The following is a 24,944-nucleotide window of genomic DNA, read 5'->3' on the forward strand; positions in this document are numbered from 1 at the left end:
TCACTGACGTCGTGGAATAGATGTTCGATTTTGCCTGGTCCGAGCTCGCACTGATCGGCGTCGTCGGGCTGCTGTTCATCGGGCCCAAGGACATGCCGGTGGCGATCCGGACTGTCACCAACCTGCTCAAGAAGGGCCGCAAGCTGGCCGGCGAGTTCCAGACCCATGTCGACGACATGGTGCGCGAAGCCGATTTCGGCGAGGCGCGCGATCAGCTCCGGCAGCTGAAATCGTTCAACGTGCGCGGCCAGATCATGAAGGCACTGGACTCGGACGGCTCGATCAAGCGTACGCTCGAGCAACGGCCGCTGGCGGACATGAATACTGCCCCACGTTTCGCGCCGCCAACCGAATCGCTTCCAGTAGGAGACGCGTCGGCTGGGTCAAGCCTGCTGTCTCGGGAAAGCGTGCGCCCGATGCTCGGCACCCCAGCTGGGGACCGGTCCTGGGCGACGGTGGACAGCTTTACCGGACCCGAGGATGAAACCCTGATCGCCGCCGATCCGGCGCCGTCGATCGTGCCGCCGCCGGTAGCACGGCGCCTGCGGGCCGAGCGGGCACAGCCGCATCCGCCGAGCTTCCTGCCACCGCGGGCAGTCCATTCGCAGGCAGTGCGGCTCGACCGCACCACCAGGACAGGAGTGCCTCTTTGATGGATGATCCCATCAAGGATCAGGCGATGCCTCTGCTCGAGCATCTGGTCGAGCTGCGCAAGCGGCTACTCTGGTCGGCCGTCGCCTTCGCCCTGGCATTCCTGCTCTGCTACCATTTCTCGCAGCGGATATACCTCTTCCTGGCGCAACCCCTGGCTCATATCATGCGCCAGAAGGGTGAACAGCCACATCTCATATATACAGCGCTTTACGAGGCGTTCTTCACCTATATCAAGGTGGCATTCTTCGGCGCATCTTTCCTTTCGTTTCCGGTGGTTGCGACCCAGGCTTACATGTTCGTGGCTCCCGGGCTCTACCGAAGCGAGAAACGTGCGTTCCTGCCGTTCCTGATCGCCACCCCGATCCTGTTCTTTGCCGGGGCCGCACTGGCATATTATTTCGTATTTCCATTCGCCTGGAGCTTCTTCCTAAGTTTTCAGACGAGCTCCGGGAACGATCAGCAGCTGCAGATCCAGCTTCAGGCGAAGGTGAGCGAATACCTGGCGTTGGTAATGAAGCTGATCATGGCGTTCGGCATCGCGTTCGAGCTCCCGGTCGTGCTCACGCTGTGCGCAAAGGTCGGACTGGTGAACTCCGCCGGCCTGAAGAAGGTCAGGCGCTACGCCTATGTCGGCGCCTTCATCGCGGCGGCGATCCTGACCCCGCCGGACGTTATCACCCAGACCGGCCTCGCGGTGCCGCTGATCGCGCTCTACGAGATTTCGATCATTACGGCGCGGCTGGTCGAACCCAAGCCGGTCGTCGACGAGGAAACCTGATGCACGATCTGCGTGCCTTGCGAGCCGATCCCGCAGGCTTCGACACGGCCCTGGCCCGGCGCGGCATCGCGCCGGTCGCGGCTGCGGTCCTGGCACGCGACGAGGTCAGGCGCCGGGCGCTGACCGACTTGCAGGAGCTGCAGTCACGTCGGAATGCGCTGTCCAAGCAGGCCGGACAGGCCCGGCGTGACGGCACCGATTCCAGCGCCCTGGACGCCGAGTCAGTATCGCTCAAGGGCGAGATGGATCGCCTGCAGCAGGAAGCCGCGGCTGAGGATGCGGCTGTCCGGGTGGCACTTGCCGAATTGCCGAACCGCCTCGACGAGGAGGTACCGGACGGACGTGACGAAGCCGACAACGTCGTCGTGCATGAGCGCGGCCTTCGCCGGAATTTCGAGTTCACGCCGAAGCAGCATTACGAGTTGGGCGAGGCGCTCGGGCTGATGGATTTCGCCGCGGCGTCCAAGCTGTCCGGCAGCCGGTTCGTGGTGCTGCGCGGCGCATTGGCGCGGCTGGAGCGGGCACTTGGCCAGTTCATGCTCGACCTGCATACGGAGGAGCATGGCTACGTCGAGCACGCCGTGCCGCTGCTGGTGAACGAGGCGGCAATGTACGGTACCGACAAGCTGCCCAAGTTTGCCGACCAGTCCTTCTGCACCACCGACGGACGCTGGCTGATCCCGACCGCCGAGGTTCCGCTGACCAGCCTGGTCGCCGACGAGATCCTTGCTGCGGGCAGCCTGCCGATCCGGGTCACCGCCCTGTCGGCATGCTTCCGCAGCGAGGCCGGTGCTGCCGGGCGCGACACGCGCGGCATGCTGCGCCAGCACCAGTTCATGAAAGTCGAACTGGTCTCGGTGGTGGAACCCGACCACAGCGACGCCGAGCACGAGCGCATGACCCGGGCCGCCGAGACGGTGCTCGAGCGCCTCGATCTCCCATATCGCCGCATGCTGCTCTGTGCAGGCGATACAGGCTTCGGTGCGGCACGTACGTATGATCTCGAAGCTTGGCTGCCGGGGCAACAAGCCTGGCGCGAAGTGAGCTCCTGCTCCAACACGCGTGATTTCCAGGCGCGGCGGATGAACGCGCGCTGGCGACCGGGAGCCAGTGGGCCGGCCGAGTTCGTGCACACGCTGAACGGCTCCGGTATCGCGGTCGGCCGGGCGATGATCGCGGTAATGGAGAACTACCAGCGCGCGGACGGCCGGATCGATGTTCCGGTGGCGCTTCAACCCTATCTCGGGGGCGCGAGCATCATCGGGGCTTAATGCTCGCCAAGGTTGGTAGCGCGATCGTGATGCACGCATTAGTATCACGAGATGCACGATCGCTGCGTTGCCCGATTTTCTAGGCGCCGAGTTTCGGGCGGAAACCAGCCGTGCTGACCCGGCTAATCGACTCTCTCGAGACGATCCGCACGGTATCTCACCTCTACCGTGTCCTGTTGCAGCGACCTCCGGATGGTCCGGGACTGGCACATAACGCCGGTCTGCTGGACGCTGGGGTCGAGGCATCCGAACTCATCGGCGCGATGCTCGCTTCCGGCGAGGCGCAGCATCTCTGGGCCGGGCAGGGCACGGTCGACATCGCCAGGTCGATCTGGGACTGCGGTCAGCCCAGTCTGCGCGGTTTCGCACGCCGTCGGGACGCGCGGTGTTTCGCGAAGGTCTGGAACGAGGCCTCCGGCATCGTGCAGTTCATCATCGAAGCTGTGCAGAGCGACCGGGCACGGTCCGTCCCGATCCTTCCGCTGCTGTTCCCGAACGGTATCGACCCCGACGACCGGGCCGACACGCCCGCCTGGGCCTATCCGCTGTGGGCCGAGGAGAGCGAGCGCGCGATCGAGGCCGGGTTGGCGTCCCTGCTGCCGAGGCTGCTCAGGTCCCGCAAGCGGATCGACCTCGTGCTCGAACTCGATCCGGGCGGCACGACCCCCGACCTGGTCGCCACGATCAATAGTCTGCGTGCGCAGGTCTACCCGCATTGGCGGCTTCTGCTCTCGGGAAGCCCCGCTCCGGGCCAGGGTGTTCCCGTCGACCCGAGGATCGTTCGGAGCGATGAGCGTTCCGTCGGGGATCTGGCGGACTGGATCGGCTGGCTCCGGCCCGGCGATACCTTGGCGCCGACGGCGTTGGCACTGTTCGCACTGACGATCCGGAAACGGCACGGTGCGGTTGCGATCTATTGCGACGAGGATTGCCGGCAACCGGACGGGCTGCAGCCGAGGCCGGTCCTGAAGGCGGGCTGGGATCCGGACGCGGCCGAACGGATCGACGTCATGGGCGCACTGGCCTTGTATCGAGCCAGCCACCTTTATCGCGAGCCACGTACCCCCTTCGATGCAGGCGGCCCGATCGCACGGTGCCGAATCGCTACGCGTGACGCACGTGACCGGCAGGTGGTGCATCTCCCGGCAATCCTGTGCCACCGGATCGAAACGCCGGCCGCGACACTGCCGGTGGCGCCGCGTGATCCGGACAGGCCGCGCCCCACCGTGTCGGTGGTCATCGCCACGCGCGATCTCGCGTCCCGTCTCGCATGCTGCGTGAACTCACTGAGGCGTTGCACCGACTACCCGAACGTCCAGATTGTTCTGGTCGACAACGGTAGCAGCGAACCCGACGCGATCGCCTTGCTGGATCGGCTAGCCGGGGAAGCGGGCTGCCTGTTGCTCCGCAGGCCCGGGGCGTTCAACTGGTCGGCCCTGAATAACGAGGGCGTCCGGGCATCGTCGGGTGACATTGTCGTCCTGCTCAACAACGATGTCGAATGTATCGAGCCGGGCTGGCTGGACGCCATGGTATTCGCCTGCCTGCAGCCGCAAGTCGGCGTGGTAGGAGCGCTGCTGCTGTTCCCGCGCGGCGAGGTGCAGCACGCCGGTATCGTCATCGGCCCCGGCCCGGTCGCGGCCCATGCCTGGAGCACCGGGCATGGGCATCACGCCGACCGGCAGAATTTCTCGGCCGTGACGGGGGCGTGCATGGCATTCAGGCGGTCGGTATTCGACGGTCTGAATGGGCTGAATGCCGCGCAGCTTCCGGTCACCTGGAACGACGTCGACTTCTGCCTTCGCGCTCGTGAGGCCGGCCTGCGTGTCGTTCTGGCGCGACAGGCGGTACTGGTCCACGACGAAGGTTCGACACGCACTCCCGACTCGGCACCGGAGAACCTGCCGCAACTGCTGCGCACCAGCGCCTACATCGCGACCAGGCACCGGCACGCGTTGACGGCCGATCCCTTTCTTAATCCCAACCTGACCGTCAAAAGTGGCGGCAGGCTCCTCGACCCATCGGCACCCCAACAGATCTGGCCGATCCTGCAACGGGGCGGCCGGTAACGGATCATCCGGTGCAATTGACGGTCCGGGCGACACATGGTTTCTGCGCGATCCACAGCATGAGGCACAAATGGGACAGGCATCCGCGGTCTGGATCGATGTAGAGGACCTGTTCCACTACGTCGGCCACAATGCCCGGCTCAGCGGTATCCAGCGCCTGACCTACGAACTCTATGCAGCGCTCGAACAGCAGTCGGCCAGCGGCCGGCAGATCGGTTTCGTACGGATCGATCCCCGGACCGACGAGTTCGTGACCGTTACCTGGGAACAGGTGCACGGCCTCTGCCATGGACTGACCACCTCACATGTCAAACCGGATCTGGAACCGACCGAAGCGCCGCACGGCCGGTTTTTTCGCAAGATCGCGAACAGAGTGCAGGCCCGTCTGCCTGGCCCGGCACAGGAGCAATTCGCACATTTCTGCCGGTTGCAGGTCGCCGCTCTCAACTCGCTTTGCGAGCTTGGCCGCCAGAGCGTCCGGCGCAGGGGCCGCCGTCAGCCGCAATTGCCGGAGTACCGGATGCCGCCGGCGGTCGCAGGATCACCGGCGTCGGTGCAGACGGCCATCGTACGGCCCGATGGCGATGGTCGACTGCTCCACGAGGTGGCACGGTCCGGCGACTGGCTGCTGTCGCTCGGCGCCTCGTGGCATCGGGTCGATTATGGCCGGCTGCTGCACCGGACGCGGATAGAAACAGGCGTCAAGACGGGATTGCTTCTCTACGATCTGATCCCGATCCGGCGGCCGGAATGGTGTCACCATACGTTGGTCGAAACATTCGAGCGCTGGTTCGAAGGCGTGCTGCCATCTGTCGATGCGATGTTCGCGATCTCCCAGGCCACCGCCGACGATGCGATGCGGTTGCTCGGTCAGCGAGGCAGGGGAGGCTTCGGCCCGATCCGGACGATCCCGGTCGGTACCGGGTTTCCGGCCTCGGTGGCCGCGGTCCAGGACGAGGTGGCGCGGGTATCCGCGCGTGCGCTACCGGCGCCAGGCAGCTACGTGCTGATCGTTTCGACGATCGAGGCGCGCAAGAACCATGCGCTGATGTTCCAGGTCTGGCGGAAATTGGCGCGGGACCTGCCGCCGAACGAGGTCCCCACGCTGGTGTTCGCGGGCCGGATCGGCTGGCTGGTATCCGACCTGATGCTGCAGATCGCCAACACGAACTATGTCGACGGCAAGCTCCTGGTGATCGAGGACCCTTCGGACGCGGTGCTGATGCGCCTCTACGAAGGGTGCCTGTTCACCGTGATGCCGTCCTTCTTCGAAGGTTGGGGCTTGCCGGTAACCGAAAGCATGGCGGCGGGCAAGCCGTGCGTGGTGTCCAACGTGACGTCCCTGCCGGAAGCCGGTGCCGGCCTGGTGCGGATGTTCGATCCCTACGACTTCAACGATGCCTACCGTGTCATCTACGAAACCGTCCGGGACCGCGACGGACTGGCTCTCTGGGAACAGGAGGTTCGCCGCTCGTTCCGGCCGGTGGCCTGGGCGACGTCGGCCGATGTTCTTCTCAACGGGCTGGATATGCATGACAGCGATCGGGATGAAGCGTCCTTATCCCGTGTCGGGACCGTTGTGCCGTCCCTGGTGACCCATGGTTAAAATGGCGATGATCCCCCCTGGCGGCGACCTGCCGAAAATCTGGTTCGACGTCGAGGACCTGTTCCACTTCGCGCTTCGCAACGCGCGCCCGACCGGCATCCAGCGTGTCTGTTTCGAGATCTATCAGGCGGCAATGGCCGATCCGGCAATTGCCGACCGGGTCGGCTTCCTGCGCCACTCGACCACCGAGCGCGGCTTCGTGGAGGCGGACTGGTACGAACTGGAGGCACAGTTTCGTCGGGTCACCGAGCGCCTGGGACCGTCGGAACCTGCGCGGGTCAGGCCGGAGAACCCCCGGCGACACTTACCGCAGGAATCAGTGGAGGCTGCGCCGGAGCCGGTGTCGGCAGCGGCTCCGGAAGCGGTCATGTCGCAGCCAGTTGCAACTTGGCGTCAGAGACGCTCGGTCAGGCTGCTCAAGCGCGTGTTCGGCTTGTTCCCGGAACGCCTGGTCCGTCCGGCCATCCTGTTCACCGTCATGCAGGGGCAGGCGGGCATCGCCGTGTCGAAAGCCGCCGGGCTGACCGTCACAGTGCTCGTTCGACGCAGCGCCGGCGTCCGCGCGCGTATTCTAGGCCGGTTGAAGGCGATCGTGCCGCGGCCGAGAGTGCCGGCCGTGCTGCTACAGGCGCTCCGGCCCCGGTCCATGGTCGCGCCGATCGATCAGCCTGTCGAGCAGAAGGCGCCGCGCCGGCTTGCCGACATCGTCAGGCGAGGCGACATCCTGGCAGTGCTCGGGTCACCCTGGTTCGAACTCGATTACGCCGAACTCGCGGGGCATGTCTGTGGTCGGCTCGGCATGCGCGTCGCAGTGCTGTTGTACGACGTGATCCCGGTGGAGCGGCCGGAATGGGCCGATCGCGGCACCACGCGAGTCTACCGTGACTGGTATACGACCGTGTTGCCATTGGCGGACGTTGTCTTTGCAATCTCGCGGGCCACGGCCACGGATGTCACCCGGTGGTGCAAGCGCGACGGCATCACCTTGCGCAATCCGGTGCGCGAACTGCAGCTCGGCACCGGGTTTGGCGACAGCCGGCCCGACCAGGTTCCGGCGCCGATCCCGGCACCGTTGCTGACCGTGCTCGAAGGGCGCCCGTATGTCCTGTTCGTCTCCACGATCGAGGCGCGCAAGAACCATATGCTGCTGTTCCGGGTATGGCGCCGGCTGATGGAGGAGATGGCGCCCGGCACGCTTCCGGACCTGGTGTTCGCGGGCCGGGTCGGCTGGATGGTGTCCGACCTGATGAACCAGATCGAGAACAGCAGCAACCTGAACGGCCGGCTGCACATCGTCGAAGGCCTGGACGATCACGAGCTGAAATCCGTCTATGGCGGGTGCCTGTTCACCGTATTCCCGTCGTTCTACGAAGGCTGGGGATTGCCGGTCAGCGAGAGCCTGTCGATGGGCAGGCCCTGCATCAGTTCGAACTCGACCTCGCTGCCGGAGGCCGGCGGAACCCTTGCCCGTTATTTCGACCCGACCGACCTGAACGATGCGTGCCGGGTGATCCGCGCGACCATCGAGGACAGGGCCGGGCTCTCCGAGTGGGAGGACGAGATCACCCGCAGCTTCCAGCCGATCGCCTGGCACGCAACCGCCTCGGCCGTGGTGGCGATACTGGACGAGGCGGCCTGATCCGGCCCGCGGCAACGTCCAACCGAGCGTTGCCGGCCGGACCCGGATCGAGTGCGGAACGCTTCAGGCGGGATCGCCGCGTCCGGTGAGGTCCTCGATGAATTGCCACGCAACCCGGCCGGAGCGGGCGCCGCGGCCGACCGACCAGGCGTTGGCCTCGGCATGCAGGCGCTCCGGGTCGATCGCCAGGCCGCGATCGGCCGCATAGCCGTCCACCATGGCGAAATAGGTCGGCTGGTCGACGTTGTGGAAGCCGATCCAGAGGCCGAACCGGTCCGACAGGGAAATCTTTTCCTCTGCTGCTTCCGACGGGTTGATCGCCGTCGCCTGCTCGTTCTCGATCATGTCGCGCGGCATCAGGTGGCGACGGTTACTGGTGGCATAAAATAAAACATTTGCCGGACGGCCGCGGATCCCGCCATCCAGCACCGACTTCAGTGCCTTGTAGTCGGCATCCTCGCGCTCGAACGACAGGTCGTCGCAGAACAGCAGGAACCGGCGGTCCTGGGTGCGCAGCAGGTCGAGCAGCGCCGGCAGGCTGGTGAGGTCGTCGCGCTGGATCTCGACCAGGACCAGGCGGCGGGCCGGGGGCGTGTCGTCCGGAAGCCCGGCATTGGCCGCCTCGTGCACCGCCTTCACCAGCGATGATTTTCCGGTGCCGCGTGCGCCCCACAGCATGGCGTTGTTCGCCGGCAGTCCTGCTGCGAAGCGCTCCGTGTTGTCGACCAGCAGCCGGCGCTGGCGGTCGATGCCCTTCAGCAGGTGCAGTGCCACGCGGGAGACAAGTGCAACCGGTTCCAGCCTGCCGTCACGCGGTGCCCAGACGAAGGCATCCGCATGGTCCATCGAGTGCACGACCGGCGGCGTCGGGCTGAGCCGTTCGAGGGCCTCGGCGATCCGGGTAAGCATCGGCAGCAACGACTGATCCATGAGGCGCGGTTTCCTTGACGAATGGGCCGCGAAACCTATGGTCCGGGCCAAGCGACCGCAACACGCGTCTCCGCAAACCCTGCTGTCCGGAAATCCTGCCCCATGAACTTCCTGATTTCGCCTGCCTATGCCCAGGATGCCGCCTCGAGTGCCGGGCCGCTCGGAAACCTCGGCGGGATCGTGCAGATCCTGCCGTTCGTCCTGGTCTTCATCGTGTTCTATTTCCTGCTGATGCGTCCCCAGCAGCAGCGCCAGAAGCAGCTCAAGGCGACCGTGGCCGCGCTGAAGCGTGGCGACCGGGTGGTGACGGCGGGCGGTATCATCGGCGTCGTGCAGAAGGCCCGGGAAGGTACGTCCGAGATCGAGGTCGAGATCGCGGCGGGCGTCAGGGTCATGGTGCTGCGCGACACCATCAGCTCGGTGATGGGCGATGCTCCGCCGGCCGCGAACGATTCGGTGGCGGAAAAGCGGGTCGTGAAGAGCTAGGCCACAAGCCGGCGAACGAATGGGGCTGCCGCGATGCGGCAGCCCCGGTCAGGTTCAGGCCGACTTGAACTGTGCGTCCGCGAACTCGTAGTTCGCCAGCTTGTCCAGGAAGTTGGTGACGTAGTCGGGACGGCGGTTCTGGAAGTCGACGTAGTAGGAATGCTCCCACACATCGAGACCGAGCAGCGGCTTGCCTGCATCCTCGGCGAGCGGGTTGGACCCGTTCGGTGTCTTGGTCACCTTCAGCTTGCCGTCGGTGCCGAGCACGAGCCAGGCCCAGCCGGAGCCGAACTGCGTGGTCGCAGCGGTCTTGAACTGCTCCTTGAAGGTTTCGACGCTGCCGAAATCCTGGGTGATCTTGCTCTCGAGGCTGGTCGGGATGGTGCCGCCGGTGGGTGACAGGGACTGCCAGAACAGGATGTGATTGTAATGCTGGCCGGCATTGTTGAAGACCGGTGCCAGGTCCGCCTTGCCGTGCGCGAACTTGACGATGTCCTCGAGCGACTTGCCCTGGAGCGCCTCGTTCTTCTCGACGAAGCCGTTCAGCGCGGTAACGTAGGCCTGGTGATGCTTGTCATGATGCAGCTCAAGGGTCTGCTGGCTCATGCCGCGGGCGGCTAGGGCGTTGTGCTGGTAGGGCAGTGCCGGTAGTTCGAAGGCCATGACCATGTTCTCCTCGGTTGTGCGGCGACGCGACCCGCCTGATTTGCGGGTCATGGGCCGCAAGGACGTGCTGGAGAGCTATGAGCCGGCACCCTCACAGTCAAGCCGATGAGCGATCAGAACCGATGACCATCGAGCCCGCCCCGACGCCTGAAACGTGCCTGGCGATCGCCAGGCGTTCCGATCCCGACCGGTTCCTGACGGCCCTGTTTGCGCCGCCCGGTGGGCGGGATGCCGTGTGCGTGTTGATCGCCTTCAATCACGAGCTGGTTCGTGCGGTCGAGATGCCATCCGCCCAGTCGGGAGCAGGGCCGATCGCCACGCTGATCAGGCTGCAATGGTGGCGCGAAGTGGTGGAAGGCAGCCGCGGCGACTGGCGGCACCACGAGGTCGCCGAGCCGCTGCACCGGCTGATCGACAGCGGCGCGTTGTCGTCGACGACGCTGCTCCGGCTGATCGATGCCCGGGAAAGCGATGCCGAAGGGTTGTCGGACCTGGAAGCTTGGCGCGTGTCATTGCTGAACGGCGCCGGAGCCTTGCAGCAGGCGATCGGCGAGGCGCTGCATGTGGATCCGGCGCTGAGCGATCGGCTATCCGAAGTCGGCGCCGCGTATGCAATCGGTGCCCTGGCTCGCCACCTCGCCGAGATGCTGCGTGTCGGACGATGCACGCTGCCGGACGATCTGCTGGCAGTCGCCGGCACCACCCGCGAGGCGCTGCTCCTGGACCCCGGGCCGGACCTGCTGGCACGGTTGCGGCCGGTGCTGGTGCAGGAAGGCATCGGGTTTCTCGGCCGGGCCGGCAGATTTCACCTGCCGCGCGACCGGATCGCCGCGGCGCTGCCGCTGGTGCTGGCAGCCCGCGATCTTGGACGGGCCGCGACATCTTCCACTCAGGTCCAGCGTTCGGGGCAACGTGGCATTGGCGATCGGGTCGCCGTGCTCGCGTCATACGCCACCGGTCGCGCAGGCCGCCCTTCCTTAGTTCCGGAGCTGAACCGATGAGCAACGATTTCGTCCTGGGCAACGGCGTGGCCGTGGTCACCGGAGGCGCCTCGGGCATTGGGCGTGCTGCCTGCCTGCGCTTCGCGTCGATGGGCCATCCGGTGGTGATCGCCGACCTTGCCGGGGCCGCGCTGGACCAGGCGGTCAGGGACGTTGCCGCGGTCTCGCAGCTCGGACCGGACGCTGTATCGGGGATCGCCACGGACGTCGCGTCGCGGGACGCGATGCAGGCACTGGCATCGGCAGCGCGCGGGCGTTTCGGCCGCATCGCCATGCTGATGGCCAATGCCGGCGTGCAGCCCGGTAGCGACCTGCTCGGCCCGGTCGCCGACTGGTCGCGGGTGCTCGATGTCAACCTGCACGGGGTGATCAACACGGTGCAGGCGTTCCTGCCCGGGATGATCGCCGAAGGCGGGCCGGCACGGGTGGTCGTCACCGGATCGAAACAGGGGATCACCACACCACCGGGCGATCCGGCCTACAACGTGGCCAAGGCCGGGGTGAAGGCCTTCGCGGAGGCGGTGCAGCATGATCTGCGCAACCGGGCCGGCTGTGAAATCACCGCTCACCTGCTGATCCCCGGGTTCGTGTTCACCGGGCTCACCGCGCGCGGCCGGATCGACAAGCCGGACGCTGCCTGGACGCCGGAGCAGACCGTCGACTTCATGATGGACCGGCTCGAGGCGGGCGACTTCTACATCCTGTGCCCGGACAACGACGTCCCGCGTGCTCTCGACGAGCTTCGGATCCGGTGGGCGGCCGGCGACATCGTCGAGAACCGGCCGCCACTCTCACGCTGGCATCCGGATCACGCGGCTGCGTTCGCGGCCTTCCTGCGCGCCGGCGGTCAGTAGCGTCGGCTCGAGGATACGGACCCCTCGACGCTCGTCGGACCTTCGCCGGGAGCGCCCCTGGGGCAGGCGGCTAGACTGAGCGGAGAAGATGGGGGGCGGCGGCGATCGATACCTCCGCGGACACCGTCGATGCGGTTCGGTAACTGCGGCGGAACGAGATCGCCCACCCGATGAAGTAGCCGGCGGTGGCACCCGAGATCGATCGGCTGAACAGGCTCAGCTGATCCCTTTCGTGTGGATGCAGGGCGCCGTAGGTCGCAACGCCGTACTGAAGGGTGAACAGCAGCACGTTGCGGATCAGAGGCACCATGCTGCCCTTGCGAACGATCCGGCGGGAGACCGGATCGATACCGAACAGGCGCGGACCGGTGAGAAGTCCGAGCGGTAGGAGGAGCGCGGCGCCCGCGAGCCAGGCGATGAACGGCCAGGCACCGGCAGAGCGGCCCGTCAGCAGAACAGCCAGTCCCATCAACAGGAACACCGCCGGCACACTCAAGACCCGCCACACCGGCATGGATCGTGAGGTCTGAGACTGGATGCCCTGCCAGATCAGATAGGCGAACAGGATGAAGACCCACGGCGGGGTGTGGGACAGGATGTGAAACGCGAACTGCATGTCGTCTCCAAGGCTGGTGGGAACGGATCCAACCTGGTTCGGTGCGGTCCTGATGGGCAAAGCGGTTTGCGCGAACGGCGTACGGTTTTCGCGATCCGCTGCTACGATCGCTTCACGAAGCGTAAAATGCGGAGGGATCGCGTGACGATGCGTGGACCGGCCATCGACCAGGGCCCGACACTCGTTCGGCGGGGCGGGCCTCTATGGATCAGGGCGTCGCTTCGTCGGCTGGTGCTGATCCTTGGCGCGGTGGTGTTCCTGACCGTCCTGGCGCCATGGGATACGAATCATCTCGGGGTCGGGCGGCGTGCGTTGCAGTTCCTGTTGTGCACCCTCTCAAGGGAAGTCAGTGTCGTGCTAATCGGCCTCGCCTTGCGCCGGAAATACGGGGACCTGTTTTACGGCCGGTCTGCATGGCGGATGCTGCTGGTCCTGGTGATCAGCTCGTTGCCGGCCAGTCTCGGCATGCTGGCGGCGATCGGTGCTGTCAGTGGGCGATGGCCGCCTTTCTTCCAACTCTACATGCAGTCGCTACCGCTGGGGCTGGTGATCGCGTTCGCGCGCCGCGGGGTCGTGAGCGGATAGGTTTCGTCATCCGGCTCGTTGGCAGCGCCGCCGATACCGCCACCTGAACCCGGACCGGCAGCGGTCGGGACGTCGTCCTTCCTGTTACGGCATGCGCCGGACCTGGCCGGAAACCGATTGCTGGCACTGCAGGCGGAAGACCATTACCTGCGCGTCCATACCGATGGAGGTGCCGTTCTGGTGCTGATGCGCCTGCGCGACGCGATCGCATCGCTTGGAGACAGCACCGGCTGGCAACCGCACCGCTCGTTCTGGGTGGCGAGCGATGCCGCCACCCGGGCCCAGCGTCGTGGTCAGGGGTGGCAGCTGGTGCTGGAGAACGGGCTGGTGGTGCCGGTCAGCCGGAACGCGGTTCCGTCGATGCGCGCGAGCGGATCCGTATCTCAGCCTTTCGCCAGCGCCTCGGTGACCGGCAGCACGGAAGAGTAGTCGTCCTTCGCGTGATGCTGCTTGGTCAACGCCAGCAGTTGGGTGGCCGCGGCAATGGTCGGCAGCGGCACCGAATGGACGGCGCCATCGGCCAGCAGCAGGCCCATGTCCTTGTGCATCAGCGCGGTCGGGAATTGCGGGCTGATGTTGCCGCTGCTGGCGGCCTTCAGCTTGCGCTTGTGGTGCGGCGAAATCACCGCGAGACCATCGAGCGCGCCAAGGAGCATCTCGCGATCGAGACCGGCGACGAGGCCATAGCCGACCGCTTCCGCAAGTGCCGTCATGCTGGCACCCATGATGCCGTTCACGACCAGCTTGAGGACGGATCCCTGGCCGGCGGCGCCGGCATGGACGGTCATCTTGCCGATCGCGTCGAGGATCGGGCGCGCCCGCTCGACGTCGGCTGCCTCGCCGCCGACCAGCACCACCAGGGCGCCGGCTTCGGCCTCCGGCGTGCTGCCGGACACCGGCGCATCCAGTACGGCGACGCCGCGATCGATGCCGGCCTTGGCCAGGCGGCGCGAGGCATCGGGAGACACCGAGCTGGTGTTGATCAGCAGCCCGCCGGTGCGCATTCCGGCCAGTATGCCATGCTCGCCATACGAGGAGGCATCCAGCGCGGCGTCGTTCGGCACCGATATCATGACGATGTCGGAGGCTTCCGCGAGAGCACGAGGCGAACCGAGCAATCTGGCTCCGTCGGACGCAGTCTCGCTCTTGGCCGACGGCGTGTAGGCAACGACCTCATAGCCTGCATCGCGAATATGCTGTGCCATGCGCGACGCCATCGCGCCGTAGCCGACGAAGCCGACAATCTGTTTCTGTTCCGGCATGTCCGATAAGTCCTTGAGGTTCAGGCTCTTTTACGTTTACGCGCCGGCTCGGGAGCCGGAAGGATCGGCGCCAGGAACCGGCCGGTATGGCTGTCCTTGGCAGCGGCGATATCCTCTGGCGTACCCACCGCGACGATGCGACCACCGCCGTCGCCGCCTTCGGGACCGAGGTCCAGTACCCAGTCGGCGGTCTTGATGACCTCGAGGTTATGCTCGATCACCAGCACCGTGTTGCCCTGGTCGACCAGGGCATGCAGCACCTCGAGCAGCTTGCGGACGTCCTCGGTGTGCAGGCCGGTGGTCGGCTCATCGAGGATATACAGCGTGCGTCCGGTGGCGCGGCGGGCGAGTTCCTTGGACAGCTTCACCCGCTGCGCCTCACCGCCGGACAGCGTGGTCGCCTGCTGGCCGAGCTTCACGTAGCCGAGCCCGACCTGCTGCAGGATGGTGAGCCGATCGCGGATGCGGTTGGCAGCGGAGAAGTACGGCACCGCCTCGTCGACCGTCATGTCGAGCACGTCGGCGATCGAGTGGCCCCGGAACTTCACCTCCAGGGTCTCGCGGTTGTAGCGGGCGCCCTTGCAGGTGTCGCAGCGCACGAACACGTCGGGCAGGAAGTGCATCTCGATCTTGAGCACGCCGTCGCCCTGGCAGGCCTCGCAGCGGCCACCCTTGACGTTGAAACTGAAGCGGCCCGGCGTGTAGCCGCGCGCCTTGGACTCGGGCAGCTCGGCGAACCAGTTGCGGATCGGCGCGAACAGATCGGTGTAGGTGGCCGGGTTTGAGCGCGGCGTGCGGCCAATCGGCGACTGGTCGATGTCGATGATCTTGTCGAGCAGGTCCATGCCCTCGATGCGGTCGTGCGGCGCCGGCACCTGGCCGGACCCCATCAGCCGGCGGGACAGCGCCTTGTAGAGCGTGTCGATCACCAGGGTGGACTTGCCGCCGCCGGATACGCCGGTGATGCAGGTGAAGGTGCCGAGCGGGAAGGCGGCGGTGACGTTCTTGAGGTTGTTGCCGGTGGCGCCGACCACCCGCACCTGGCGCTTCGGGTCGCTCACGCGCCGCTCGGTCGGAACCTCGATCCGGCGGCGGCCTGACAGGTAGGCGCCGGTCAGGCTGTCCGGGTGGGCGGCGACCTCGTCCGGGGTGCCCGAGGCGATGACGTTGCCGCCGAGCACGCCGGCGGCCGGCCCCATGTCGATCAGGTAGTCGGCGGCGCGGATCGCCTCCTCGTCGTGCTCGACCACGATCAGGGTGTTGCCGAGGCGCTTGAGCCGGTCGAGCGTGCCGAGCAGACGCTCGTTGTCGCGCTGGTGCAGCCCGATCGACGGCTCGTCCAGCACGTAGAGCACGCCGGTCAGGCCGGAGCCGATCTGGCTGGCGAGCCGGATCCGCTGGCTCTCGCCACCGGACAGGGTGGCCGAGCCACGGGAGAGGGTGAGGTAGTCCAGGCCGACATCATCGAGGAAGCGCAGCCGGTCCAGGATCTCGCGCAGGATGCGGCGGGCGATCTCGGCGCGCTGCGGGGTGAGCGTCGCCTCGACGGTGGCGAACCATTCCAGCGCACGGCGGATCGGCAGCTCGGACGCATCGGCGATGGTGTGGCCGGCGATCTTGACCGAAAGCGCCTCGGGGCGGAGGCGGGCGCCGTTGCAGACATGGCACGGCTTCTCGGACTGGTAGCGCGACATTTCCTCGCGGACCCAGGCGCTGTCGGTTTCGGTGTAGCGGCGCTGAAGGTTCTTGATGACGCCCTCGAACGCCTTGTTCACCTTGTACGAGCGCTTGTCGTCCTTGTAGGTGAACTCGACGCTCTCCTCGGTGCCGTGCAGGACGGCGTCGCGCACCGGCTCGGTAAGGCCTTCCCAGGTGACGGTCATCGAGCTCTTGAAATGACGCATCAGGCTCTGCAGCGTCTGGATGTAATACGGGCTCTGGCTGCCGTTCCAGGGTGCGACGGCGCCGCCATTCAAGCTCAGCGTCTCGTCCGGCACCACCAAATGCGGGTCGAAGAAGCTCTCGATGCCGATGCCGTCGCAGGCCGGGCAGGCGCCCTGGGGTGCGTTGAAGCTGAACAGCCGGGGCTCGATCTCCTCAAGCGTGAAGCCGCTGACCGGGCAGGCGAAGCGGGACGAGAATACGGTGCGGACGGGCTCGGTCGCATCGTCCTTGCCGGTCTTGGCGACTTCCTCGGCATAGACCACGCCGTCGGCCAGTCCGAGCGCCTGCTCGAAGCTGTCGGCCAGCCGGCTCTCGATGCCTTCCTTGACCACGACCCGATCGACCACGGCCTCGACCGTGTGCTTGAGCTTGCGGTTCAGGTTCGGAACGTCGGCGATTTCGTAGAGGGTGCCGTCGACCTTGGCGCGGGTGAACCCTTTGCGGGCGAGGTCGGCCAGCTCCTTGCGATACTCGCCCTTGCGATCCTTGATGATCGGCGCCAGCAGCATCAGCCGCGTGCCGTCCGGCATCGCCATCACGCGATCGACCATCTGGCTGACCGTCTGCGCTTCGATCGGCAGGCCTGTGGCGGGGGAGTAGGGAATACCGGCACGCGCCCAGAGCAGGCGCATGTAGTCGTGCACCTCGGTGATGGTGCCGACGGTGGAGCGCGGATTGCGGCTGGTGGTCTTCTGCTCGATCGAGATCGCCGGCGACAGGCCCTCGATCGAATCGACATCCGGCTTGCCCATCAGCTCCAGGAACTGGCGCGCATAGGCCGACAGGCTCTCGACGTAGCGGCGCTGGCCCTCGGCATAGATGGTGTCGAAGGCGAGGGATGACTTGCCCGAGCCGGACAAGCCGGTGATGACCGTCAGCTGGTCGCGCGGGATGTCGACGTCGATGTTCTTGAGGTTGTGCTCACGCGCGCCGCGTACCCGGATCGCGGCGTTGCGGGACGGATGATGACCGGAACGGTCGTTGCTGGAACCGTCGGCCACCGCCATCGGAGCACTCCTCTTTGCCAAATCGCTCTCCTCGTTCATACTATGTTCTTGTTCCGCTCGGATAGTCCGGCGGGTAGACAGACGATCTCTGACCCACGGATCAGACAGCGTGGGAACGCGCCGGACCGCTCAAGTGGCCCGGCCCTCGGAAAGACAGGAAGTTGCGATGGCGGGCAGCGTCAACAAGGTGATCCTCGTTGGGAATCTCGGGAAAGATCCCGAGGTCCGGAACGCACAGAACGGCACCAAGATCGTGACCTTCACGCTGGCGACCAGCGAGACGTGGAACGACAAGGCATCCGGCGAACGCAAGGAACAGACCGAGTGGCACCGTGTCGTGGTGTTCAACGAGCGCCTGGCCGACGTTGCGGAACGGTTCCTGAAAAAGGGCAAGAAGGTCTACGTCGAGGGTGCGTTGCAGACCCGGAAATGGACCGACCAGTCCGGCGTCGAGAAATACACCACCGAAGTCGTGCTGAGCCGGTTCCGTGGCGACCTGACGATGCTCGATTCGGGGCGGGGCGACGAAAGCGGCGGTGGCGATAGCGGTTATGGTGGCGGCGGCGGTGGTGGCGGCGGAAGCAGCTATGGCGGCGGTTCGCGGCCGGCGAGCGGTCCGCGCGGTGGCCGAAGCCCGGGCGGCACGCCGGCTCCGGCCGGTGGCGGTGGCCAGGGCGGCGGCGGTGCCGGCGGCGGTTGGGAGCCGTCCGGCAACGACCTGGACGACGAAATTCCGTTCTGAGGCGACGCGGCTGCCTGACGGTGGCCGCAGTTCCGTGTCAGCCGCGCGCATGCTAGAGTTTGAGACGCGACGCGGCCCCTGCAGCGTCGCCATGACCCCGCGTGCCAGACCGGTTTGCCGACGCACTTCGCGCCCGGCAATCGCCGCGTCGGCTTCTGACTGACGGATCCCAATTGAGCGATAGACCCGAACCACCGGTGCCGCCGAATCTGCCTGAAACGGACCAGTCCGAGCTGGACGAGTCCAATGTCGGCCCGACCATGATGGATCCTCCGAACGATCCGCCCGGCCTGGCCGGCGGTGGTGGCATGGTGCCGGGGATGGTGCCGATCACCATCGAGGAGGAGATGCAGACCTCCTACCTCGCCTATGCGATGTCGGTCATCGTCAGCCGTGCGCTTCCCGATGTGCGCGATGGGCTCAAGCCGGTGCATCGCCGCATCCTGTACGGCATGCGCGAAAGCGGGTTCACGCCCGACAAGCCGTATCGCAAGTCCGCACGCGCCGTCGGCGACGTGATGGGTAAGTATCATCCGCACGGCGACAGCTCGATCTACGATGCCATGGTGCGCATGGCGCAATCCTGGTCGATGCGGGTCAAGCTGATCGACGGGCAGGGCAATTTCGGCTCGGTCGACGGCGATAGCCCGGCGGCGATGCGCTACACCGAGGCCCGGATCGCCAAGGCGGCGATGTTCCTGCTCGACGACATCGACCGCGATACGGTCGATTTCCAGCCGAACTACGACGAGAGCGAGGAGGAGCCCAAGGTTCTTCCAGCCGCCTATCCGAACCTGCTGATCAACGGCGCGTCCGGCATCGCCGTGGGCATGGCGACCAACATCCCGTCCCATAATCCGGGCGAGATCATCGATGCCACGCTGGCCTTGATCGCCGAGCCGGACATGTCGCTCGACGACCTCATGAAGATCGTACCGGGTCCCGACTTCCCGACCGGCGGCATCATTCTCGGCCGGTCCGGCATTCGCTCGGCATTCGAGACCGGCCGCGGCTCGATACTGATCCGTGCGCGGGCCGAGATCGAGGATATCAGGCGCGATCGCAAGGCGATCGTGATCAACGAGATCCCGTACCAGGTGAACAAGTCTACGCTGCAGGAGCGTATCGCCGAGCTGGTGCGTGCGAAGCAGATCGAGGGCATCTCCGACATACGCGACGAGAGCGACCGCTCCGGCATGCGGCTGGTCATCGAGATCAAGCGCGACGCCACGCCGGAAGTGGTGCTGAACCAGCTCTATCGCTTCACCCAGCTGCAGACCTCGTTCGGGGTGAACATGCTGGCGCTGAACAACGGCCAGCCGCAGCTGATGGGGCTGAAGGATGCGCTGGTCGCGTTCATCCTGTTCCGCGAGGAGATCATTCTCCGGCGGTCGCGCTTCGACCTGAACAAGGCGCGCGATCGCGGCCATCTGCTGGTCGGACTTGTGCTCGCGGTCGCCAACATCGACGAGGTCATCAGGCTGATCCGCGCATCGCCCGACGCGGCGACCGCACGCGAGTCGCTGATGGCGCGCGACTGGGATGCGGCCGAGATCGAGCCGCTGCTGGCGCTGATCCATGACGAGGGTAACGTCGTCATCGACGGGCGCGTGCACCTGACCGAGGCGCAGGCCCGCGGCATCCTCGAGTTGCGTCTGCAGCGCCTGACCGGGCTGGAGCGCGACAAGATCCAGGCCGAGCTGAACGACGTGGCCATCCGGATCAACGAGCTGCTCGACATCATCGGCAGCCGGCCGCGCCGGCTCGAAGTGATGCGGGACGAGCTGGCGATCGTTCGGGCGGAAATCGCCGTCCCGCGCATGACCGAGATTTCGGATGTCGCCGGCGATCAGACCGACGAGAGCCTGATCGAGCCGGGCCAGATGGTGGTCACCATCACCCGCGACGGCTTCATCAAGCGTACTCCGCTTGAGACGTTCCGGGCGCAGAACCGTGGCGGGCGCGGGCGTACCGCGTCCGGCCGCCGTGGCGACGACATCATCACCCGCAGCTTCAATGCCCATACCCATCAGTGGGTGCTGTTCTTCTCCTCCGGCGGCAAGGCGTTCCGCGAGAAGGTCTGGCGGCTGCCTGAAGCCAGCCCGACCGCGAAGGGCCGTGCACTGGTGAACCTGCTGCCCGAGCTCGGTAGTGATTCGATCACCACCGTGCTGCCGTTGCCGCAGGACGAGACGATGTGGGAGAGCCTGCATCTGGTGTTCGCGACAGCGAGCGGCAACGTGCGGCGCAACCGGCTCAGCGACTTCCGCAACGTGCGGTCGTCGGGCCTGATTGCCATGAAGCTGGACGAGAGCTGGGGCGACAAGGGCGACCGGCTGATCGGCGTCGCCACCTGCCGCGACGGGCAGGATGTGATGCTGGCGACCAGGCTCGGCCGTTGCATCCGGTTCCAGATCAGCGACGACACCCTGCGCGTGTTCGCCGGGCGCGATAGCTCTGGCGTGCGCGGGATCCGGCTGGCCGAGAACGACGAGGTGAACAGCCTGGCCGTGCTGCACCATATGCAGGCCGATGTCGCCGAGCGTGCGGGTTACATGAAGATGGCGGTCGCCAAGCGTCGTACCGAGACCACGCCCGAGGATGGCGAGGCCGCGGTGGCCGAGATCGAGGCGGAAGCCGATGGCGAGGAGGGCGTCGTCGCGACGTCTCTGTCCGCCGAGCGTTTCGCCGAGATGGAGCAGGGCGAGGAGATCCTGCTGACGGTCACCAACGGTGGATTCGGCAAACGAACGTCCGCCTATGATTACCGGGTCAGCGGCCGTGGCGGCCTCGGCATTGCCAACGTCACGCTGTCGGCGAAGAACGGCAAGGCCGTGGTCGCGACCCTGCCGGTGCTGCACGGCACCGACGTGATGCTGGTGACCGATGTCGGCCGCCTGATCCGGGTGCCGGTCGACCAGGTGCGTATCACCGGACGCCAGTCGATCGGCGTCACGCTGTTCCGCCTTGGTGGCTCCGAGCGAGTGACCAGCGTGTTCCCGGTACTCGAGGACGAGGTTCCGGAGACGGATGCCACCGTCGAGGACGCCACGATCGGCTCGGTCGAGGCGTCGGGCACCGGCATCCAGGAGATCGGCATCGAGCCGGGCACCGACAGCAACCCCGACACCGAGGATGGAGACGATGCCTGAGCCGATGCCCCATGTCGGGCTCTATCCGGGAACGTTCGATCCGATAACCCGCGGCCACCTGGACGTCATCGCCCGGGGCGCCAGGCTGGTGGAGCGGCTGGTCGTCGGGGTCGCGGCCAATGTCGGCAAGCAACCGCTTATGACGCTGGAGGAACGGGTCGAGTGCGTCACCCACGAGGTGAAGCCGATCGCTGCGGATACCGGAACGGTCATCGAGGTGGTCGGCTTCGATAAGCTGCTGGTCCAATGCGCCCGGCAGAACGGCGCTAACGTGATCATCCGCGGGCTTCGGGTCGTCACCGACTATGATTACGAGACGCAGATGTTCGGAATGAACCATCGTCTCGACCCGGGCATCGAGACCATCTTCCTGATGGCGACCGAGCGCTACCAGTTCATCTCCTCGCGACTGGTGAAGGAAATCGCGCAGCTGGGCGGTGACATTACGTCGTTCGTTCCAAGCTTCACGCATAGCAGGATCATCGCCAGACTGCGCTGATCCGGTTGATGCCAGACTGATCAAGGAAACAGACATGTCCGAAACCACTCCCGCGGCGGACGCGGACACCATCATCCATCTCGAGCTCAAGACCGGCCGGGTGGTGATCAAGCTTCGTCCGGACCTGGCGCCGCAGCATGTCGAGCGGTTCCGTACGCTTGCAGCCGAAGGCTTCTACGACAATATCGCGTTTCACCGCGTCATCGACGGCTTCATGGCGCAGAGCGGCGATCCGACCGGAACCGGCAGCGGCGGCAGCAAGCTGCCCGACCTGAAGTCGGAATTCACCAACAAGGCGAAGTTCGTGCGCGGGACCCTCGGTGCCGCCCGCACCGGCAATCCGCATAGCGCGAACAGCCAGTTCTTCATCATGTTCGCACCGGCGCCGAGCCTGGACGGGCAGTATTCGATCTTCGGCGAAGTGACCGAGGGCATGGAACTGGTCGATCAGATCAAGCGTGGCGCTGGTGGAAGCGGCGTGGTATCCGACCCGGACCGTATCGTAAGCATGCGGCCGGCAAGCCAGACGGCCACCTGACACGATCCGGAGGATGACTGGCGTGAGCCTTTCATCCTCCACCCGCCAAGGCGGGCCGGTAGCTCAGCGGTAGAGCATTCGACTTTTAATCGAATGGCCGTGGGTTCGAACCCCACCCGGCCCACCATTTCCATGATCTGACCGTCGGCACGGTATCCCGCATCCGCGCTTCCGCCGACACCGGCGCGCCAAAAACCGGGGTCTCCTTCTTCTGGCGAGAGCGGACCTGCCGAAGATCGATGCGAGCGCGGCCGCAACCGCCTATGCGACCAGGGTGTGGCTGAAACAGAGCCGGCAGGCGGAGTTGTGCCTGAGCGACATCTCGGGGATCCCTAGATCAGGTAAGCCACGCCTGCATTCCTGTAGAGCATGTAGATGGCCATGAGGCAGACCACGCCTGCAAAGATCCGGTTCAACGTTGTTTTGTGGCTCGCCAGGCGACATGCGAGGCGCATCCCGATCCAGCCGCCGAGGAAGCCGCCTGCGATGTATTCGGCGGCGATCGGCCAGTTTACCAGGCCCGAGAGAGCATAGTTCGCCGCCGTGGTCAGGCCGAAGCCGCCGACCGCCAGTAGCGAAGACCCCACCGCATACAGCATCGGCATCCCGGTCGCGAACAGCAGGGCGGGCACGATCAGGAACCCGCCGCCGATCCCGAAGAAACCCGAAAGCATGCCGACCGCCATGGCAGAGCCGGCGATCTTCGGGATGCTCTTCCGGTTGCAGTAGCGATACCCCACCGGAACATCCTGCAGCGACGAGCCGGCCGTCGAGCGGAACATCCTGACGCTCACCACCATCATCAGGATGGCGAACAGGAACAGGAGCTTCTTGCCATCGACCGACTTGCCGAGCTCCGAGCCGATGAAGGCCCCGAACATGCCGATGATCGCGAACAGGCCGGCGCTGCGCCAGCGAACGTTTCCGGCCCTGAAATGCGTCGCAAAATTGGCGAACGCACTGGCCGAGACTGCCAGGGCTCCGGTCCCGATCGCCTGGTGAGGTCCGAGGCCGATCACGTAGAGCAGCAAAGGCGTCGCCAGGATCGAGCCGCCGCCGCCGAGCAGACCCAGCGCGAAACCGACGACGCCACCGCAGAGAACGGCCAGCAGGGGTTCGAGTCCCGACATCAGGCCGACCCGGTCGGTCCGGCAATCATTGACCGGTTCATCCCGTACCGATCCGGGCAAAGACCGCCGCCTGCTGTTGTGGCCGGGATACCGGCCGCTGGACGCTAGCCTGCGAGGCTGTCTGTGCGCCGAAGGCGAGCAGCAGCGCCTGGACCAGGCGGCGCTGCCGGTCGTCGGCAAGGCTGTAGATCATGTTTCGCGACTGGCGTTCGGCGCTCACGACCCCGGCGTCACGGAGTTCCGCCAATTGCTGGGACAGGTTGGGCTGCCGCAGTCCCAGCTCGGTTTCCAGCGTAGCGACGGTGCAGGAGCCTTGGAGCAGCCGCAGCGCCACCGCCAGGCGCATCGGATTGGCCAGGGCCCGCAACATCGACGCGGCGGCGTCGACATCGAATGGCGGCTCCAGGGTCATGGGCGGCGCTTCGGCTTGTGAGCCAATGCTTCGGGGGAAGCCGTCCGGTAATACCAGTCGCCCTCGGCGCCACCCGCGTCGAGCGCATCCGGGGCGGTCATCGGCGGCGGCAGGATGACGTCCTGTCCGGGCTGCCAGGCTTCCGGCGTGGAAACTCCGTGCGCGTCGGTCATCTGCAGGGCGCTGACCAGGCGGAGCAGTTCGGCGACGCTGCGTCCCGTTGTCATCGGATACCAGGAGATCGCGCGGATGATACCCTCGGGATCGATCACGAAGATCGCCCGCACCATCGCGGTATCACGCGCCCGGGGGGAGATCATCCCATAGGCCTGGGCGATCGCCATCGAGGGGTCCTCGATGATCGGGAATGGCACCGTCACGCCGAACTGTGCGCGGATGCTGCGGATCCAGGCTAGGTGCGAGAACAGGCTGTCGACCGAGAGCGCCAGGAGCGCGCAGTTCAGCGCCGAGAAATCATCGGCCGCCCGGGCGAAGGCCACGAACTCGCTGGTGCAGACCGGAGTGAAGTCGGCCGGATGCGAGAACAGCAGCAACCACTGGCCGCGGTAGCCCAGGAGGGAACGGTCGCCCATCGTGGTGCGGGCAAGGAAATCAGGGGCCGGATCATGCAGCAGAGGCGGGCCGAGGCGCTCCTGTGCGACCGCGCCGCTCATGTCGGCTGCCGGTCGAGCCAGGCGAAGGCCGCGGCAAGATCGACCTGATGCTGTTGCGCCCATCGTGACGCATCCTGTCGCGACATGCGGCCGCGCCTGATCTGGCTCAGGGCCCAGAGCAGGGCCGACCGGTGGCCGGAGGCGCAGTGCGCATGCACCGGGCCGGGCGCGGTATCAATCGCATCGGCGAACTGATCGACCTCTTCCGGCCGTAGCGTCGCGAGCCTTACGGGAATGTGCCGATACGCAAGTCCGGCACGGTCGGCCGCGTCCTTTCCGTCCGCCGCCGTAAGCTGTCCTATGGCTTCACCATCCGGGCGGTTGTTGATGACCAGCCCGACGCCCTGGCTGGCCAGCAGCGCAAAGTCGTCCAAGCTGAGCTGCGCGGAGACGGTCATGCCGTTTCCAATGGCCTTGCGATCCATAGGC

24 protein-coding genes and 1 tRNA gene are annotated in these 24,944 nt (G+C 66.1%); 16 read left to right on the top strand and 9 right to left on the bottom strand.

The window, feature by feature from the left end; all coding sequences use genetic code 11:
- The first annotated feature begins 20 nt into the window (after positions 1 to 20).
- The 6 genes from tatB to HN018_RS10195 all read left to right on the top strand — a co-directional run bounded on the left by tatB (position 21) and on the right by HN018_RS10195 (position 8,017).
- Positions 21 to 653: a Sec-independent protein translocase protein TatB gene (gene tatB, locus HN018_RS10170; RefSeq protein WP_171833965.1), complete on the top strand. Its 633-nt coding sequence runs from the start codon at positions 21 to 23 to the stop codon at positions 651 to 653.
- Positions 653 to 1,432, top strand: a complete 780-nt coding sequence (gene tatC, locus HN018_RS10175; RefSeq protein ID WP_239479193.1) for a twin-arginine translocase subunit TatC — start codon at positions 653 to 655, stop codon at positions 1,430 to 1,432. The genes tatB and tatC overlap by 1 nt, the downstream gene beginning before the upstream one ends.
- Positions 1,432 to 2,703: a serine--tRNA ligase gene (gene serS, locus HN018_RS10180; protein ID WP_171833964.1), complete on the top strand. Its 1,272-nt coding sequence runs from the start codon at positions 1,432 to 1,434 to the stop codon at positions 2,701 to 2,703. The genes tatC and serS overlap by 1 nt, the downstream gene beginning before the upstream one ends.
- A gap of 110 nt (positions 2,704 to 2,813) precedes the next feature.
- Positions 2,814 to 4,772: a glycosyltransferase family 2 protein gene (locus tag HN018_RS10185; protein WP_171833963.1), complete on the top strand. Its 1,959-nt coding sequence runs from the start codon at positions 2,814 to 2,816 to the stop codon at positions 4,770 to 4,772.
- A 70-nt stretch (positions 4,773 to 4,842) separates the two neighbouring features.
- Positions 4,843 to 6,378 (top strand): glycosyltransferase family 4 protein, encoded by a 1,536-nt coding sequence (locus tag HN018_RS10190; protein WP_171833962.1) that lies wholly within the window; start codon positions 4,843 to 4,845, stop codon positions 6,376 to 6,378.
- Positions 6,379 to 6,385: 7 nt separating this feature from the next.
- On the top strand, positions 6,386 to 8,017 hold the full coding sequence (locus tag HN018_RS10195; protein ID WP_171833961.1) for a glycosyltransferase family 4 protein: 1,632 nt from the start codon (positions 6,386 to 6,388) through the stop codon (positions 8,015 to 8,017).
- A 63-nt stretch (positions 8,018 to 8,080) separates the two neighbouring features.
- Here HN018_RS10195 and HN018_RS10200 read toward each other — a convergent pair whose 3' ends face one another.
- Positions 8,081 to 8,947, bottom strand: a complete 867-nt coding sequence (locus HN018_RS10200) for an ATP-binding protein (protein ID WP_171833960.1) — start codon at positions 8,945 to 8,947, stop codon at positions 8,081 to 8,083.
- 102 nt (positions 8,948 to 9,049) lie between these two features.
- Between HN018_RS10200 and yajC the strand changes: the two genes are divergently transcribed.
- Positions 9,050 to 9,433, top strand: coding sequence for a preprotein translocase subunit YajC (yajC, locus tag HN018_RS10205; protein ID WP_171833959.1), 384 nt, complete (start codon positions 9,050 to 9,052; stop codon positions 9,431 to 9,433).
- Between the two features lie 54 nt (positions 9,434 to 9,487).
- Here the strand turns inward: yajC and HN018_RS10210 are convergent, their stop codons facing one another.
- On the bottom strand, positions 9,488 to 10,096 hold the full coding sequence (locus HN018_RS10210) for a superoxide dismutase (RefSeq protein ID WP_171833958.1): 609 nt from the start codon (positions 10,094 to 10,096) through the stop codon (positions 9,488 to 9,490).
- A 125-nt stretch (positions 10,097 to 10,221) separates the two neighbouring features.
- Here HN018_RS10210 and HN018_RS10215 point away from each other — a divergent pair, with 125 nt between their 5' ends.
- A complete protein-coding gene (locus tag HN018_RS10215; protein WP_171833957.1) occupies positions 10,222 to 11,100 on the top strand; it encodes a squalene/phytoene synthase family protein in 879 nt (292 codons plus the stop codon).
- Positions 11,097 to 11,954, top strand: coding sequence for an SDR family NAD(P)-dependent oxidoreductase (locus tag HN018_RS10220; RefSeq protein WP_171833956.1), 858 nt, complete (start codon positions 11,097 to 11,099; stop codon positions 11,952 to 11,954). The genes HN018_RS10215 and HN018_RS10220 overlap by 4 nt, the downstream gene beginning before the upstream one ends.
- 70 nt (positions 11,955 to 12,024) lie before the next feature.
- Here HN018_RS10220 and HN018_RS10225 read toward each other — a convergent pair whose 3' ends face one another.
- Positions 12,025 to 12,570: a DUF6622 family protein gene (locus HN018_RS10225; RefSeq protein ID WP_171833955.1), complete on the bottom strand. Its 546-nt coding sequence runs from the start codon at positions 12,568 to 12,570 to the stop codon at positions 12,025 to 12,027.
- Between the two features lie 147 nt (positions 12,571 to 12,717).
- Here HN018_RS10225 and HN018_RS10230 point away from each other — a divergent pair, with 147 nt between their 5' ends.
- Together HN018_RS10230 and HN018_RS10235 are read left to right on the top strand one after the other, a co-directional pair.
- Positions 12,718 to 13,155 (top strand): hypothetical protein, encoded by a 438-nt coding sequence (locus HN018_RS10230; protein ID WP_171833954.1) that lies wholly within the window; start codon positions 12,718 to 12,720, stop codon positions 13,153 to 13,155.
- Between the two features lie 18 nt (positions 13,156 to 13,173).
- Positions 13,174 to 13,584, top strand: a complete 411-nt coding sequence (locus HN018_RS10235; RefSeq protein ID WP_171833953.1) for a LytTR family DNA-binding domain-containing protein — start codon at positions 13,174 to 13,176, stop codon at positions 13,582 to 13,584.
- Here the strand turns inward: HN018_RS10235 and HN018_RS10240 are convergent.
- Positions 13,539 to 14,417, bottom strand: a complete 879-nt coding sequence (locus tag HN018_RS10240; RefSeq protein WP_171833952.1) for an NAD(P)-dependent oxidoreductase — start codon at positions 14,415 to 14,417, stop codon at positions 13,539 to 13,541. The two genes, HN018_RS10235 and HN018_RS10240, sit on opposite strands and share 46 nt — an antisense overlap.
- Positions 14,418 to 14,437: 20 nt before the next feature.
- Positions 14,438 to 17,368, bottom strand: coding sequence for an excinuclease ABC subunit UvrA (uvrA, locus tag HN018_RS10245; protein ID WP_171833951.1), 2,931 nt, complete (start codon positions 17,366 to 17,368; stop codon positions 14,438 to 14,440).
- 166 nt (positions 17,369 to 17,534) lie between these two features.
- Here uvrA and ssb point away from each other — a divergent pair, with 166 nt between their 5' ends.
- The 5 genes from ssb to HN018_RS10270 all read left to right on the top strand — a co-directional run bounded on the left by ssb (position 17,535) and on the right by HN018_RS10270 (position 22,426).
- Positions 17,535 to 18,110, top strand: coding sequence for a single-stranded DNA-binding protein (gene ssb / locus HN018_RS10250; RefSeq protein WP_171833950.1), 576 nt, complete (start codon positions 17,535 to 17,537; stop codon positions 18,108 to 18,110).
- 308 nt (positions 18,111 to 18,418) lie between these two features.
- On the top strand, positions 18,419 to 21,262 hold the full coding sequence (gene gyrA / locus HN018_RS10255; RefSeq protein ID WP_171834130.1) for a DNA gyrase subunit A: 2,844 nt from the start codon (positions 18,419 to 18,421) through the stop codon (positions 21,260 to 21,262).
- Positions 21,255 to 21,761, top strand: coding sequence for a pantetheine-phosphate adenylyltransferase (gene coaD / locus HN018_RS10260; protein WP_171833949.1), 507 nt, complete (start codon positions 21,255 to 21,257; stop codon positions 21,759 to 21,761). Before gyrA ends, coaD begins: the two co-directional genes overlap by 8 nt.
- A 34-nt stretch (positions 21,762 to 21,795) precedes the next feature.
- Positions 21,796 to 22,299, top strand: a complete 504-nt coding sequence (locus tag HN018_RS10265) for a peptidylprolyl isomerase (RefSeq protein WP_171833948.1) — start codon at positions 21,796 to 21,798, stop codon at positions 22,297 to 22,299.
- A 52-nt stretch (positions 22,300 to 22,351) separates the two neighbouring features.
- Positions 22,352 to 22,426, top strand: a tRNA-Lys gene (locus HN018_RS10270).
- A 205-nt stretch (positions 22,427 to 22,631) separates the two neighbouring features.
- On the opposite strand, the gene HN018_RS10275 is transcribed toward HN018_RS10270, so the two are convergent.
- From HN018_RS10275 to HN018_RS10290, 4 genes are read right to left on the bottom strand one after another with little or no spacing between them, the layout of a single operon-like run.
- Positions 22,632 to 23,429: a sulfite exporter TauE/SafE family protein gene (locus HN018_RS10275; RefSeq protein ID WP_171833947.1), complete on the bottom strand. Its 798-nt coding sequence runs from the start codon at positions 23,427 to 23,429 to the stop codon at positions 22,632 to 22,634.
- 37 nt (positions 23,430 to 23,466) lie between these two features.
- On the bottom strand, positions 23,467 to 23,841 hold the full coding sequence (locus HN018_RS10280) for an ArsR/SmtB family transcription factor (RefSeq protein WP_171833946.1): 375 nt from the start codon (positions 23,839 to 23,841) through the stop codon (positions 23,467 to 23,469).
- Entirely contained in the window at positions 23,838 to 24,515 is a 678-nt protein-coding gene (locus HN018_RS10285) for a peroxiredoxin (RefSeq protein ID WP_171833945.1), read from the bottom strand. The genes HN018_RS10280 and HN018_RS10285 overlap by 4 nt, the downstream gene beginning before the upstream one ends.
- On the bottom strand, positions 24,512 to 24,940 hold the full coding sequence (locus tag HN018_RS10290) for a TIGR01244 family sulfur transferase (RefSeq protein ID WP_275434294.1): 429 nt from the start codon (positions 24,938 to 24,940) through the stop codon (positions 24,512 to 24,514). The genes HN018_RS10285 and HN018_RS10290 overlap by 4 nt, the downstream gene beginning before the upstream one ends.
- Positions 24,941 to 24,944: the final 4 nt, after the last annotated feature.

The sequence above is a fragment of the Lichenicola cladoniae genome, assembly GCF_013201075.1.
GTDB lineage: Bacteria > Pseudomonadota > Alphaproteobacteria > Acetobacterales > Acetobacteraceae > Lichenicola > Lichenicola cladoniae.

What these genes read in the sequence shown, in the direction of transcription:
- tatB (WP_171833965.1), top strand. Translation starts at nt 21, where the DNA reads ATGTTCGATTTTGCCTGGTCCGAGCTCGCACTGATCGGCGTCGTCGGG.
- tatC (WP_239479193.1), top strand. Translation starts at nt 653, where the DNA reads ATGGATGATCCCATCAAGGATCAGGCGATGCCTCTGCTCGAGCATCTG.
- serS (WP_171833964.1), top strand. Translation starts at nt 1,432, where the DNA reads ATGCACGATCTGCGTGCCTTGCGAGCCGATCCCGCAGGCTTCGACACG.
- HN018_RS10190 (WP_171833962.1), top strand. Translation starts at nt 4,843, where the DNA reads ATGGGACAGGCATCCGCGGTCTGGATCGATGTAGAGGACCTGTTCCAC.
- HN018_RS10195 (WP_171833961.1), top strand. Translation starts at nt 6,386, where the DNA reads ATGATCCCCCCTGGCGGCGACCTGCCGAAAATCTGGTTCGACGTCGAG.
- HN018_RS10200 (WP_171833960.1), bottom strand. Translation starts at nt 8,947, where the DNA reads ATGGATCAGTCGTTGCTGCCGATGCTTACCCGGATCGCCGAGGCCCTC.
- yajC (WP_171833959.1), top strand. Translation starts at nt 9,050, where the DNA reads ATGAACTTCCTGATTTCGCCTGCCTATGCCCAGGATGCCGCCTCGAGT.
- HN018_RS10210 (WP_171833958.1), bottom strand. Translation starts at nt 10,096, where the DNA reads ATGGCCTTCGAACTACCGGCACTGCCCTACCAGCACAACGCCCTAGCC.
- HN018_RS10215 (WP_171833957.1), top strand. Translation starts at nt 10,222, where the DNA reads ATGACCATCGAGCCCGCCCCGACGCCTGAAACGTGCCTGGCGATCGCC.
- HN018_RS10220 (WP_171833956.1), top strand. Translation starts at nt 11,097, where the DNA reads ATGAGCAACGATTTCGTCCTGGGCAACGGCGTGGCCGTGGTCACCGGA.
- HN018_RS10225 (WP_171833955.1), bottom strand. Translation starts at nt 12,570, where the DNA reads ATGCAGTTCGCGTTTCACATCCTGTCCCACACCCCGCCGTGGGTCTTC.
- HN018_RS10230 (WP_171833954.1), top strand. Translation starts at nt 12,718, where the DNA reads ATGCGTGGACCGGCCATCGACCAGGGCCCGACACTCGTTCGGCGGGGC.
- HN018_RS10240 (WP_171833952.1), bottom strand. Translation starts at nt 14,417, where the DNA reads ATGCCGGAACAGAAACAGATTGTCGGCTTCGTCGGCTACGGCGCGATG.
- uvrA (WP_171833951.1), bottom strand. Translation starts at nt 17,368, where the DNA reads ATGGCGGTGGCCGACGGTTCCAGCAACGACCGTTCCGGTCATCATCCG.
- ssb (WP_171833950.1), top strand. Translation starts at nt 17,535, where the DNA reads ATGGCGGGCAGCGTCAACAAGGTGATCCTCGTTGGGAATCTCGGGAAA.
- gyrA (WP_171834130.1), top strand. Translation starts at nt 18,419, where the DNA reads ATGGTGCCGGGGATGGTGCCGATCACCATCGAGGAGGAGATGCAGACC.
- coaD (WP_171833949.1), top strand. Translation starts at nt 21,255, where the DNA reads ATGCCTGAGCCGATGCCCCATGTCGGGCTCTATCCGGGAACGTTCGAT.
- HN018_RS10265 (WP_171833948.1), top strand. Translation starts at nt 21,796, where the DNA reads ATGTCCGAAACCACTCCCGCGGCGGACGCGGACACCATCATCCATCTC.
- HN018_RS10275 (WP_171833947.1), bottom strand. Translation starts at nt 23,429, where the DNA reads ATGTCGGGACTCGAACCCCTGCTGGCCGTTCTCTGCGGTGGCGTCGTC.
- HN018_RS10280 (WP_171833946.1), bottom strand. Translation starts at nt 23,841, where the DNA reads ATGACCCTGGAGCCGCCATTCGATGTCGACGCCGCCGCGTCGATGTTG.
- HN018_RS10285 (WP_171833945.1), bottom strand. Translation starts at nt 24,515, where the DNA reads ATGAGCGGCGCGGTCGCACAGGAGCGCCTCGGCCCGCCTCTGCTGCAT.
- HN018_RS10290 (WP_275434294.1), bottom strand. Translation starts at nt 24,940, where the DNA reads ATGGATCGCAAGGCCATTGGAAACGGCATGACCGTCTCCGCGCAGCTC.